The organism is Microvirga calopogonii (assembly GCF_003347665.1).
Lineage (GTDB): Bacteria > Pseudomonadota > Alphaproteobacteria > Rhizobiales > Beijerinckiaceae > Microvirga > Microvirga calopogonii.
Genome location: NZ_QDGA01000022.1, coordinates 6,819 through 19,510, shown reverse-complemented (window position 1 = coordinate 19,510; position 12,692 = coordinate 6,819). Strand labels below are relative to the sequence as shown.

Genomic DNA, 12,692 nt, shown 5'->3' with positions numbered 1-12,692 from the left:
CTGGGCTGGTGGTTGACAGTGGAGGAGGTTCGCATGGATGTGCTCCGGCAAGCGCCAGCGCGGGATTACGCGCGGCGTTGCGATGAAATCGAAGGGAGGGGGTGGCCTGCTCACGCAGGCCACGAGTTCTCAGGCTGCGTCCCAGAGGTCTTTGGGCCCGTTGCCGCCGGTCACCACGCGGCCCGCATTGGTGAGCGAGGGCAGGGCCACATGCCGGGTGACGCGCAGGAGGCCTTGGCGGGCCGCAGGCCGCAGAACGCCGCGCTCCTGCATCAGCCGTCGCTTGTTGGCGAGACATGGCTGGATGCCTAAGCGGTCCTCGCCGGCAACGAACGAGCCTTTCTCCAGCACGGTCCAGGGTCCGATCACGCGGGCTTGTGCCGAGGCCCCGTTGAAGGTGAGCCTGTAGCGTCGGGCTTCGGGATGGGAGAGAAGGTCCTCCGGCACGTCAACCGTGAAGCCGGAGGGCAGGGGCGGTAGAGCCGCCTGGGCCTGTGGGATAGGCTCATGCGCCGGGATTGGCCGTGCCATATGACGCGGAACGAGCACGGCCCGTCGCGGCTCGAACATGTCGCAACCTGCGCTGATAAGCATAGGCCTGAGATCGGCCAGCCAATGCTCGACGAGCTGAGGCTGGACTTGACGCAGCCAGGATCGGGTGGGCGGGGCGCCAGTCACCTCATAGCGGCCCGCCCTGACGGCGCGCTCCGTCAGGATCTCCTGCAGGGCCACAATCTCGTCCCGGCCAAAGCCGTCCTCGTCTCGGGAAGCGACCAGCAGGAGCTCCTCAATGGGAAGGGGCGGGGCGTTGAAGTGCTCCTCGAAACGCCTAAGCGGCCACATGGTCTCGCCGATCCTGGCCTCGGGAGCATCGACACCATCGATGCCGAGTTCCCGCAATGCTCCCCGGTGGAACAGGGCGTAGCAGAGGGGGCGCTGGAAAAGGGTCCGGGTGAGCAGAATGGGGGCGTCGGTCACCGGCGCTATGCCGACGACCAATCCGCTGGTCGGCGTCGTGATGAGGCGGGCGCCGCCCGGCTGGTCGGTGAGCAGTGTCACCTGCACGGGGACCATAGAGCATGGCCGGGAGGCGGTCTGCTCAGGGATGACAGGTGTGATCAGCCTGCGCATGGAGCGCAGGATGGAAGAAAGCGACATGATGTTGTTCCTTGTCAGCTGCGATCAGGCCAGCGCACCGGGCGAGCCAAAGAGGCGCGCACGATGCGCGTCAGCCTGTCACGAGGGATTGTTGATGAAGGCGGCGGGAGATCAGGCCGGGAGCCGGGGACCGCGCAGCGCTTTGCCGACAAGGAAGGAGAGGGCCATGAGCCTCATGGGGCCGATGGAGTCAATCAGGGCTTCCGCGACTCGGCGGAAGGCGCTAAGAGCAAGGATAGCCGTAATCATCATCTGTTCCTGAGATGAGGGTTATGGTCAGGTCGCTACCGGTGTCCTACCACCCGTAGCGGCCGCCCCTTGTGAGGGCTGACCAGCAGTTGGGACTGCATTCTCCAAGATATCCACATATTCCGAGACGGCAAGCCGCATTCTTAGGCGTTGGTTAACGAAATCCTGCCTGCCCGCAAAGCGTTTCGCGTTGCCCGGCAGCCGTGCTCCTGATGCCCATGCATGAGGCCTCCCTGGGACGGCCCAGATCACAGCTTGTCGGTAGGGCCTGATCCACGCTGCGCAACCGGTCGCGGCCTTGGCATACTGCCCCTGTTCGCCGCATTCTTCTGGCCGAGGCTCGCGACGGGCTCTGACCTGATCTGACTGCGGAGAGAGTAAGAGCCCGCCGGGGCCATCAGGCGATTTCTTCCGTCTTCGTCTTTCCCGCCACGGGCCCGGGATCCGCGAATCGCGGATCGTCGGATCCGTGCACAACGCCCACGGCGTAACGGCCAAGACTGTCGAGCGCCGGAGCAAATGCATCCTGAAGCGTCCTCGGAACAGATCGGCGGTCGGGATCCGTCGGACCAGTGATCGAAGAGCGGGGCGGGGCCTCGCGGCGGTTCCAAGCCGCGATAGCACGCTCTTCAGGTCCGAGGGCGGATGGCGCGCTCGGAGGATTGAGAGGGGAGGAGGCCTTCGGGACCACCTCGTCAGTGCACGCTTCGTAGAGGTCAGCCAAGATTTCGTCGACCGACGATGTCTGGCTCTCCAGAGGCTCCCTCGTCACGTGGGGAGCCGCTTCTTCCGGCTCGCAGCTGTTTTGGGTCGCCTCGGCCTGTGAACAATCCAGGATGGTCTGTCGCGGCTCACTTTCATTGGAGATAGCCGCGGGCGGTTCAAGCCCTATGGCAGCCGCCGGGGCCTTGTAGGTGCCAATGGTGCCGCCAGCGAGGCGCACCAGAGGCCGCAGGAGGCTCACATCTGCGGTTCCGACGAACAGGACCGGTTCAGCGTCCGGTGCGCTTACGCATTTGAAACCATGGTCCTTAAGCACCAGCTCAAGTTGGGCATCCGGCTTCGAACCGAGCGCAATCAATGAGGGCTTGACCTTGGACTTCAGAGGGCCGGCGATCTTCCTCGCCTGCTCGATCCGGGCAAGTCCCTCCTCGTGGGCCCGAGCCCGGAACTCGGGATCTTCAAGCATTCCTGTGACCAGCCGCAGCGCACCGCACATCACCGTCGGGCTGCCCTCGCAAGCTTCGACGAGGCCGCTGTCACGGGCGGTGATGCGGACCAGCCTGTCATCGGCGAGCCCGCGCTTGCGCATAGCAGTCGCCAGCACTGTCGCAGCCTCATTGATATCGTCGATCTCGGCAAACATGAGAATGCCCCTCGCACGGCAGAACGCTTGAAAGTTGGTCCCCGCCTGAGCAGGTGGTGCGCCGCCTCCGAACCGTGCAAATCGTTTGCGACGCGCTTGATGAAGAGCATCCTGCGAGATTTTGCACTTGACAACATGAATCTTCGCGATTCCTGCCATTATGGCAGATGAGTCGGAGGGCTCAAGCTCCCGCTTCAGGATAGTTCTCCCTTGGGGCGTGGTGATTGAACCGTCCGGACGAGGCTTCTCATCTTAGACTAAGTGATGAGATCGCAAGAAAGAGCCACCTCGGTCGCTGATTGAGCATCAGTCTAGGATCTTGTTGCCCTGTTCGAATTTATCCTGCGGTGGCTCAGCCGGGAGATATTTGTTCCTTGCATAGCAGCTGGAAACAAAGGGGGAGAGCCTCTGGAGCTGCCGCTGCGATCTGAGGCATTGCGGTAAGCAAACTGAGCATGTGCAGATCGCTCTTAGAGCCTTGCAGTCAGGCCTTAATGACCCGGCTGCTCACGATGCCGGCCTTGGCGCAGGCATTGCGGGTGTCGATCACGAGTGCCGCATTCTCGACAACCGAGCGGTAATCAACGGCGTCGTGATCGGTGGCGATCAGAACCGCGTCGTATGTCCGCAGGATTTCGGGCGTAAGAGGGATCGAGCGGCGTCCGGCCAAAGGGGCATGCTTGCGCGTTGGTGGCAGTTCCGGCACGTGCGGGTCGTGATAGTCGACGCGCGCGCCGCGGGCTTCGATCAATTCGATCAGCTTCAGGGACGGGCTTTCCCGCATGTCATCAACGTTTTTCTTGTAGGCGACCCCGAGGATCAGGATGGCCGCTCGGCTGAAGGGGACGCCGCGCTCGTCGACCGCCCCGGCAAGTCGGTCGACCACATAATAGGGCATGTGGGTGTTGATCTCACCGGCGAGTTCAATGAACCGGGTGGTGATGTCGAACTCCCGCGCCTTCCAGGTGAGATAGAACGGATCGATTGGGATGCAGTGCCCGCCAAGACCCGGGCCAGGATAGAATGGCATGAAACCGAAGGGCTTGGTCTTGGCGGCCTCAATCACCTCCCAGATGTCGATACCCATGGCGGAATAGACCACCTTGAGCTCGTTCACGAGGGCAATGTTGACCGCTCTGAAAATATTCTCAGTCAGCTTGACGGCCTCGGCCGTGGCCGTGGAGGATACCGGAACGGTGGTGGCCACAAATTCGCTGTAGAGGGAATTGGCGAGGGCAAGTGCGTCGGGGCCATCGCCGCCGATCACCTTCGGAATGGTGGATGTGGCGAAATCCGGATTGCCGGGGTCCTCGCGTTCGGGCGAGAAGGCGAGGAAGAAGTCTTTGCCGCTAGTGAGCCCTGTGGCCTCGAACAAGGGTCTGAGCACTTCATCCGTCGTGCCGGGATAGGTGGTGGACTCCAGAACGATCAGCTGCCCTGGGCGCAACCGGGCAGCGATGGCCCGCGCCGTCGTCTTGACATAGGACAGGTCAGGTTCACGGTACTTGGTGAGAGGTGTCGGCACGCAAATCAGGAGGGCGTCGGGCTCGTCAAGACGGCTGAAATCCGTGGTGGCCTCCAGGCGATGGGCTATGACAGCCTCGGCGACAAGGGAGGAAGGGATATGCTTGATTGTGCTCTCGCCGCCATTGAGCCGCGCGACATAGGACGGGTTGATGTCGAAGCCGAGTACGGAAAAACCGGCCCTGGCGGCCGTGAGGGCCAAGGGCAGGCCGACATAACCAAGGCCGAGGATTCCGATGCGCGCTTGGCGAGCCTGGATGCGCGCCAGCAACGCCGGAACATCGGCAGCGTGTTCGGCATCGCTCGGATGATGGGTGGGCATAGGAATTCCCAGAGATCGTTTGCGGACTTCTGGAAGGAAGAGCGGGCCACGTCAAGATGACTCCGCACCCTTTGCCCCGCGACGGTGCGCTTGCAGGCACCAGCGACAGGTCTACGGGAGGAGGATTACTCTTTCTAGGGGACTATCTTGGGGCGAACATCAGGATACCATTGCCAAGATCATTCGCTGGAGCGGCCTGACTGCTAGCGACATCAGCATGGACGAGCGGAGCAACCAGGGATATGGCGTCATCACTCAAATTTGGAACAAGCGGACTGCGGGGTCTCGTCACCGAACTAAATGGAGTCCCCGCGTTCGCTTATACCCGGGCCTTCGCCGAACTGCTGAAGGAGGATGGCTCGGCTGCGACCTCGCAGCGCAAGGTGCTGGTCGGGAGGGACCTGCGCGCGAGCAGCCCCAGCATCGCACAGTTGTGTTGTGCAGCCTTGCAAGACGCGGGGCTTGTCGCCGTTGATTGTGGTGCTCTTCCAACCCCAGCGCTCGCTTACCATGGCAAGCGCTTCGGCCTGCCAGCGATCATGGTTACTGGGAGCCATATTCCGGAGGATCGCAACGGCCTGAAATTCTACCGGGCGCAGGGTGAGATCGACAAACAGGATGAGGCTCGTATTCTCGCCTGGCATAGCAAGCAGAGGATTCTGCACCTGCCAGACAATGCCTGGAAGATCCGTGCGGAAGCGGCGGATACCGACCCTGTTGCCGCCTATAAGGCACGTTACTTGGATTACTTTGGGGTAGGGGCGCTGTCAGGCCTTACGGTGGGAGTGTATCAACACTCATCTGTGGCTCGGGATATCATTGTCGAAGTCCTCGAAGTCCTCGGCGCGCGGGTAGTGCCGCTGGGGCGTGCCACGCAATTCATTCCCGTCGACACTGAGGCCCTTCGCGATGAGGATGAGGTACTGGCGCGGCAATGGGCCAACAAGCAGACGCTCGATGCCATTGTCTCAACCGACGGCGATGCGGATCGCCCTCTCGTTTCGGATGCAGGTGGCGCCTTCCTGAGAGGCGACCTGGTTGGAGCGATTACCGCCAAGTCTTTGGGCGCTGATGCTGTCGTGACGCCGGTGACCTCCAATTCTGCGCTGGAATCAGCCGGTGCCTTTAGAACAGTAATTCGCACTCGCGTAGGCTCACCCTATGTCATCGAGGGGATGAAGGAGGCGGCGCAGTCCGGAGCCCAGGCCATCGTCGGTTTCGAGGCCAATGGCGGCGTCCTGCTTGGTTCCGAGTTTGTGCGAGCAGGCCGCACGCTCACAGCCCTCCCAACTCGGGATGCCATGCTGCCCCTCCTGTGTGCTCTTGAAGTGATTATCACTCAGGGCAAGCCTCTCGCCGCGATCGCGCAGGCCTTTTCCTTCAAGGCAGCAGCTAGCAACCGTCTGGAACGGATTGCGTCAGACAAGAGCGCCGCTTTCGTTTCCAGGCTCCAGCATGATGACGCGTTCCTGTCAGATCTGATGGCACCTTTAGGTGGCGCGGATCGAATCAACACCCGCGATGGACTGCGAATTACCGGGAGGAACGGTGAGGTCGTGCACTTCAGGCCTTCCGGCAATGCGCCGGAACTGCGCGTCTATGTCGAAGCCATGACTCCGGCACGAGCCGAGAGCCTCCTAAACTGGGGGCTCGCCGAGGCCAAGCGATGGGTTGGGTGAGCACAGGAACAAACTCAACTCTACGCATGGTTAAACCGATTTCTGCCCGAGGTGGCCAAGTCGGTTGTTGACGCTGTCCCACATCCCGCGGCAGATGAGTTGGAGCCGCGAGATTCGGTTGTCGGCGAGAGTGGTATAAGCAACCAAGAAGCCCAGGCTCCTGCTGATGAAATAGAGCCTCCAAGCCGGAGGTGTGCTGGGCTGACGCGCTAGCCAGAGCGCATTCCTGACCCAGTAGTAGTTCCTAATCGGGGCATGCACGGCTATTTGACGTGAACCTAACCGGGTCGTCCCGGTGCCAAGCCGGTGGTCTACAGTGGCACTGGGCGAAAGGAAGCATCTATAACCGGCGGTCCTCGCCCGGAAGCACCATTCCACATCGACCAAGTCGATGAAAAGATCTTCTTTGAAGCCACCTACCGTTTCCAGAACGGAAAGTGGAATGAGAGAGCCAGAAGCAATGATGAAATCGCTCTCTAAGGGATGGTCCCGCTCTGCGAGTGAAAGTCGCGATAGTCGCAGCCCCCTGGCCCGATAGGCTCTCGTCTGGCGTTGGCTGTTGAGTTCATAATAGGCAGGTCCGATGGCGCCTATGCAGCCATGCTCCTTCTCGATAGCCGTCAGATTATTCGACAAATCCGCCACGACACCCGGCGCCAGAACCGTATCCTGGTCAAGCAACAGGACATGCGAGTAGCCCTGGGATCGCGCCATGGCAACGCCTTGGTTCTGAGCTCTAGCAATGCCCAGATTCTGTTCATTGTGGATGACCTGGCTTCCGGTACTCGATGCGACATCTCTCACCTTAACGGCGTTCGCCGAGCCGTTGTCGACCACCACGATCCCTTGAACTTGGGCCGCCACGGATTGCAGAACCCGGGTCAGCAGCTCCGTGTCGGGATTGTAAGCGACGGCGACGGCCAGAACGCGCATTCGAGCTCTCCAAAAGCAGTCCGCCCCAATAGATGGTTAGCGGAAGGTGGGCAAGCTCAGGCGTGTCAATCAGAGTGGCGCCATTCGAGCTTGGCCTTGCACCCGCATTGGGCCAAGTCCCGACCTTGGGACCGCGGGCGAAGCCAGAGCCCGTCAGGGAACATGCATCCTTCCTAGTGGCGCCAAGGAGACGTGAAGGCCGTCAGTGGTGCTGGAGCAAATCTAAGAGGTGCAGGGACGTCTTAGGGGCCTCGTTCAGCCTGAGCGGATAAGGCCGACCACCGGCACCGAAAGCGTGGCACCGTAGCTGATGTCCCCTTGGGGTGCGGCCGCCACTTCCCTGAAACGGGTCGCAATCACAGAGAGTAAGGTCGTCTCCCTCAGCGATAGGTTTTCCTATCGCCTTCGGAGAACGTGCTGCACGTGCGGTCAATCCGCATGCACTAGCTGGCTTCTGTCGCAGAACAGGACTCGCACTGTCCTGTAGTCAAATTCATGCAGTGCTCTTGTTACGTTATGGCGGTTCATAACCTTGGGAAGGCGTCGATCTGACACTCATGACACTCAGATGCGGTGATACACATCGTCAAGACGCACGATGTCGTCCTCTCCTAGGTAGCTGCCAGTTTGAACTTCGATGAGTTCCAAGGGGATCTTGCCCGGATTCTCGAGCCGATGGACTTCCCCAATCGGGATGAAGGTCGACTCGTTCTCATGCAGGATCCTTTCCTGGTTCCCAATTGTGACGAGGGCCGTTCCGCGCACAACGATCCAGTGCTCCGCACGATGGAAATGTTTTTGCAGTGACAAACGTCCGCCGGGTTTGACCATGATCCGTTTGACCTGATAACGGGGCCCAAGATCAAGTGACTGGTAGGAGCCCCACGGGCGGAACACCCTGAGATGCTCCTCAACCTCTTTGCGTCCTTCACTCTTTAGCGTCTTGACAAGGGTGCGCACCTTATCGCCCTTGCGACGATCGTATACGAGCGTGGCGTCTCTGGTCGAAATGACCGCGAGATTGTCGACGCCGACGACACAGACAAGATCTTCGCTTGAGACGAAGTTGTCCTTGGCATCGAGAAACACGGCTTCGCCTTTTGATGCATTCCCGTTTTGATCCTTGTCGGTGAGCTGCCACACGGCATGCCACGAGCCCACATCTGACCATCCCATATCGACCGGCATGACGGCGATGCAGTCCGCTTTCTCCAATACAGCGAAATCAAAGGATTGGGCTATGCAGGTGCCAAATGCCTCCTGATTTAGAATACTGCATCCGAGGTCCTGACTAGCATCTGTCACAGCGCGTCGCGCCGCGGCAACCGTTGTCGGGTCGAACCGCTCATATTCTGATAGCACGAGATCCGATCGGAAGAGGAAGTTGCCGGAATTCCAAAGGTAGCCCGCTTCAAGGTAGCGCCTCGCGGTTTCCTCATCAGGTTTTTCAACGAAGGCCTCGACTTGGCAGAGACCACATGGGTCCAGTTCGATCCCCCGCTTGATATAGCCATAGCCCGTTGCCGGATGATCAGGGACAATGCCGAACGTAACGATGTTTCCGACCTCGGCTTGTCTTGCCGCGGCTTGAACCGCACCGCGGAAGGCCGCTACGTCTCGCACGACGTGGTCGGCGGCTAAAACGAGGACCAGAGCCTTTGGATCGCGCTGAGCCACGTAACTCGCGCCTGCCGCAATCGCTGGTCCAGAGTCGCGCTGCATGGGCTCCAGGAGAATATCGGCCTGGATGCCAAGTTCTTGAAGTTGGTCCGCAACCATGTGGCTGTAGGCACGATTTGTGATCACAACAGGTTCAGCGAAAAGCTCAGAGTCTGTAACCCGAAGGATCGTCTCTTGGAAACTCGAATGCTTTCCAAGCAGATTGATGAACTGCTTAGGCGCTCGCTCACGGGAGGCTGGCCACAAACGGGTTCCGGCGCCGCCGCACATGATGAGAGGAACGATCTTTTGTGCCATAATGACGAGCCCTAGATAAAGAAGACCTCGGTGGCGATGCTGCGATTACGAGCAATCTGCACACCAGCGAGAAACTTTAACATTCCGATCTCTCCGATGCTCCGCCGCATCCGAGGTATTAGTTCGGAGTGGAAAGTATAGGCAGAGCTGCATCGAGAGGATGCTATACGCCTTCGGGGTAATCCATTAGGTCGTGGCGCGCGCGAACTGATGGATGAAGATGGGCGGGATCCAGCGTGCTCCAACAGTCATGCCAAGTGCGACCCGCGATGCTCACCCGGATACAACGACATCGGGCAGGAGATATGTCCGATACAGCACTGCCGGCGGTCAATCTGATGCGGCGACTGCCAACATCATCACCGCACCGAACCGCCGTTCGAAGTGTTCAAGGTTTGGCTAATCGTCTCTGCTGATATCATGGTTTAAACCAGACAATCTGGGCTTTGAAGTAGCAGCGGAGAAACCCAAAGGCCGCCGCATTGCTGGATCGCGGTCAAAGCACATGTCTCCAGCACTCCAGACGAAGAAGGACCTCCATACCGTCGGTGGACAAGGGTAAAATCCTTACGGGATCTCTACGCCAAGATACCGTCTCCTAGGGGGAGGCGGCCCTCGTAAACGCCAAATTGCAGGAAGTGGGTTAGAGGGTTGATGCCCGCAGCTGCGACATCGGGATTGGCTGCCAGATAGGCTTTCGTGTCAAACCATATACTCGGATCGCGGCCCTCTCGCCAACCATAGGTATCAAAGTGGTCAAGAGGGTTGATGCCGGCGGCTGCGACATCCCTGTAGGCCTGCAGGTAATCGCTGGTATCAAAGTACGCACTGGGATCACGGCCCTCCTGCCAGCCGTTGGAATTGTAATGTGTCAGCGGGTTGGGCGGTCCAAAGAACCCGACATCGGGATTGCCAAGAAGATAATATTCGAAGTCGAAGGCGTTCGGCGCAATGTCAGGGCCGATGGTGGCATAGATCTCGCGGCCCTCCGCCCGCCCGAAGACGAGATAATGCTCTAGCGGGTTGATGCCTGCTGCGGCCACATCTGGATTCGTCTGCAGATAGAGCTCATTGTCGAACCCGACGCTTGGGTCACGCCCTTCTTGCCAGCCGACGGATGCATAGTGATCTAGCGGGTCGATTCCGGCCAAATCGACATCGATGTTGGCTGAAAGGTAGCCGTCCGTGCTGAAGAAGGCATTGGGGTCCCGCCCCTCGAGCCAACCCCAAGTGGCATAGTGAACATCCGGATCAATACCTGCCGCGGCCACGTCAGGGTAGGTTCGCAGATAGAAAGCATCGTCCACCAGAAGATTGTAGGTGGGCGAAAGGGGGGATGACCAGTCGATGACTGGGTCGAAGGCGTAATAGCTATCATAGTAATCGTCGTATGCGACGTCGACTGGAGATTCATAGAATGAGAAGCCAAGAGCGAAATCATAATATGGATCACTATAGGAGAGCGGGTCGTCTGAATAGTAAACGTCATCATAATAAAACATTGCATTTCCTCCGCAGATGCACGGAAAATGGCTAAGCTTATCCGCTTGGGTTTCATGCACAGACGCTGATTATACGCTAGGCAGCATTGAAAATCATGATTTGAGGCCTGGTAAGATCGTTGATATTTTGGGTAGTCGCTGAGCTCGGCTAGCAAAGAAAGGTAATAAGCTGAGTGTCGCGGCACTCTATGCTATCTCTCGGCATACCCCGATGTGGCGGCGGCTGGTGTCAATCCGCTCGGACATTATCTAAGGTTCGGCCTCTACCAGGGGCGGCCTCGGTTCAGCGATAGCATCGTAGGATAAAGCAACACAGCAGCCGTGCGGGTTGCGGGTCTTGGCGGGAGGGCCGCTCGGCACGGAGTTGATCTCAGCGGGGGACAACCATAGGCATTGAGCCCGGAGTATGTCCGGTCCAGAGCAGTCCTTCGCGAGAGGCCTTGCACTTTGTACAAAGGCGCTGGCTTGCAACCCGTACGGCGCGCCGAAGCTGAGGGCCGCGGCAGAAGCGACAACTCGCCTCGACGATGCGCTGCATTGTCTGGGACGCAATTGAGTCCCACTCCTTATTATTTCGGCCGTGGATAAGGGTCGGCATGTGGGACCGAAACAGGTGGTGCAGCATGAAAACCCTGCATCACCTGTTTCGGTTATCGTTTGACGAGTGCTGACGAGGGCTTGTCTACCCGATGATGCTGTCGCTGAAGCCGGAGCGTCCCTCGTAGATGCCGAACTGTAGGTAGTGCTGCAGCGGGTTAACTCCGGCCTTTGCCACATCTGCATAAGCGGTCAGATAGGCGTTCGTGTCGAACTCGGGTGAAGGATCGCGTCCTTCCTTCCAGCCGAACGCGTTGTAGTGATCGAGTGGGTTGACCCCGGCGGCCGCCACATCGCTGTAGGTGGAAAGATAGGCTGAGGTGTCGAAGAAGGCATTTGGATCGCGTCCTTCCTTCCAGCCAGAGGTATTGTAGTGCGTGAGTGGGTCAACTCCGGCGGCGCCCACATCCGGGTTGGCGAGGAGATAGTACTCGGCGTCAAAGGCGCCCTTGACGTTCAGGCCAACCGCCTCGTAGGCCTGACGGCCCTCAGAGCGGCCGAAGGCAAGGTAATGCTCGAGCGGATCGATGCCGGCCGCCTTCACGTCGGGATTGTGCTGCAGATAAAGCGTGGTGTCGAAGTTGATTGACGCGTCCCGCCCCTCCTTCCAGCCAAACTGGTGATAGTGCTCAACCGGGTTGATGCCAGCGGCAGCCACATCCTTGTTGGCTCCGAGGTAGGTGACGGTGGAGAACACAGCATTCGGATCACGGCCCTCCTTCCACCCAAATTGCGCATAGTGTGCATCGGCATCAACGTGGGCGTTCCACACGTCCACATTGTGAGCGTAGTAAAAGAGGTCATCTACCAATGCATTGCCGTCCGCCTCATCCACACTGCCATCTATGAACTGGAAGTGCTTGAAGTCAGAGAGGACAAAGTGCTGTCCTCCGGGACCGTCGATTACGACCTTGGAGTCGGTGAAGGTGAAGGTGGCATCGGTCAGCTTGAAGTTGAAGGCCGCTGTATCTTCTTTCACATCTGTGATGGCCAGATTGAACGTAGGCGAGGTGATCTCGCCGAGACCTGCGGTGTCAGTGGCTTTCACCTCGACCGCGTAGGAGTTCTTGGCCTCGAAGTCGGCCCCGCCCTTGAACCACAGCTCTTTGCCGCTGGCACCGTCGCGGATCTCGAACTGGACGGCATCCGCCCCGACCAGCGACAGGGTGTTGGTGCCGAGCCCGTCGTCCACCACAGCGATGTCCGCGACCTTCAAAGCGGCGCCATTCTCTGGCGTCGAGAGGACCGGGTTGACCAGGCTTGCCGCCGTCGGGGCCTTGTTGCCGGCGTCTTCCTTTACGTCCGTGATGGCCAGATTGAACGTAGGCGAGGTGATCTCGCCGAGACCTGCGGTGTCAGTGGCTTTCACCTCGACCGCGTAGGAG

The 12,692-nt window shown here is 59.5% G+C and carries 8 protein-coding genes and 1 pseudogene; 2 read left to right on the top strand and 7 right to left on the bottom strand.

Annotated features, from left to right (window positions below):
- Nucleotides 1–129: 129 nt before the first annotated feature.
- A complete protein-coding gene (locus DDF70_RS17355; RefSeq protein WP_114946117.1) occupies nt 130–1,158 on the bottom strand; it encodes a hypothetical protein in 1,029 nt (342 codons plus the stop codon).
- A 63-nt stretch (nt 1,159–1,221) separates the two neighbouring features.
- Between DDF70_RS17355 and DDF70_RS36665 the strand changes: the two genes are divergently transcribed.
- Nucleotides 1,222–1,425: a hypothetical protein gene (locus DDF70_RS36665; protein WP_162820464.1), complete on the top strand. Its 204-nt coding sequence runs from the start codon at nt 1,222–1,224 to the stop codon at nt 1,423–1,425.
- Between the two features lie 379 nt (nt 1,426–1,804).
- On the opposite strand, the gene DDF70_RS17350 is transcribed toward DDF70_RS36665, so the two are convergent.
- Nucleotides 1,805–2,773, bottom strand: a complete 969-nt coding sequence (locus DDF70_RS17350) for a hypothetical protein (protein ID WP_162820463.1) — start codon at nt 2,771–2,773, stop codon at nt 1,805–1,807.
- A 484-nt stretch (nt 2,774–3,257) separates the two neighbouring features.
- Complete coding sequence (locus tag DDF70_RS17345; RefSeq protein ID WP_114946115.1) at nt 3,258–4,619, bottom strand: nucleotide sugar dehydrogenase; 1,362 nt, start codon at nt 4,617–4,619, stop codon at nt 3,258–3,260.
- Nucleotides 4,620–4,861: 242 nt separating this feature from the next.
- Between DDF70_RS17345 and DDF70_RS17340 the strand changes: the two genes are divergently transcribed.
- A complete protein-coding gene (locus tag DDF70_RS17340; protein ID WP_114946114.1) occupies nt 4,862–6,298 on the top strand; it encodes a phosphomannomutase in 1,437 nt (478 codons plus the stop codon).
- Nucleotides 6,299–6,328: 30 nt separating this feature from the next.
- Here the strand turns inward: DDF70_RS17340 and DDF70_RS17335 are convergent, their stop codons facing one another.
- From DDF70_RS17335 to DDF70_RS36660, 4 genes and pseudogenes are all read right to left on the bottom strand, one after another.
- On the bottom strand, nt 6,329–7,231 hold the full coding sequence (locus tag DDF70_RS17335) for a glycosyltransferase family 2 protein (RefSeq protein ID WP_114946113.1): 903 nt from the start codon (nt 7,229–7,231) through the stop codon (nt 6,329–6,331).
- A 564-nt stretch (nt 7,232–7,795) separates the two neighbouring features.
- A complete protein-coding gene (locus DDF70_RS17330) occupies nt 7,796–9,208 on the bottom strand; it encodes a mannose-1-phosphate guanylyltransferase/mannose-6-phosphate isomerase (RefSeq protein WP_114946112.1) in 1,413 nt (470 codons plus the stop codon).
- A 578-nt stretch (nt 9,209–9,786) separates the two neighbouring features.
- Entirely contained in the window at nt 9,787–10,710 is a 924-nt protein-coding gene (locus DDF70_RS17325) for a hypothetical protein (protein ID WP_114946111.1), read from the bottom strand.
- Between the two features lie 682 nt (nt 10,711–11,392).
- Nucleotides 11,393–12,692 (bottom strand): annotated as a pseudogene (locus DDF70_RS36660) (amidase family protein); the annotation flags it as partial.

Bases quoted from the DNA above. Each gene is read 5' to 3' on its own strand.
- DDF70_RS17355 (WP_114946117.1), bottom strand. From the start codon at position 1,158: ATGTCGCTTTCTTCCATCCTGCGCTCCATGCGCAGGCTGATCACACCT.
- DDF70_RS36665 (WP_162820464.1), top strand. From the start codon at position 1,222: ATGCGCGTCAGCCTGTCACGAGGGATTGTTGATGAAGGCGGCGGGAGA.
- DDF70_RS17350 (WP_162820463.1), bottom strand. From the start codon at position 2,773: ATGTTTGCCGAGATCGACGATATCAATGAGGCTGCGACAGTGCTGGCG.
- DDF70_RS17345 (WP_114946115.1), bottom strand. From the start codon at position 4,619: ATGCCCACCCATCATCCGAGCGATGCCGAACACGCTGCCGATGTTCCG.
- DDF70_RS17340 (WP_114946114.1), top strand. From the start codon at position 4,862: ATGGCGTCATCACTCAAATTTGGAACAAGCGGACTGCGGGGTCTCGTC.
- DDF70_RS17335 (WP_114946113.1), bottom strand. From the start codon at position 7,231: ATGCGCGTTCTGGCCGTCGCCGTCGCTTACAATCCCGACACGGAGCTG.
- DDF70_RS17330 (WP_114946112.1), bottom strand. From the start codon at position 9,208: ATGGCACAAAAGATCGTTCCTCTCATCATGTGCGGCGGCGCCGGAACC.
- DDF70_RS17325 (WP_114946111.1), bottom strand. From the start codon at position 10,710: ATGTTTTATTATGATGACGTTTACTATTCAGACGACCCGCTCTCCTAT.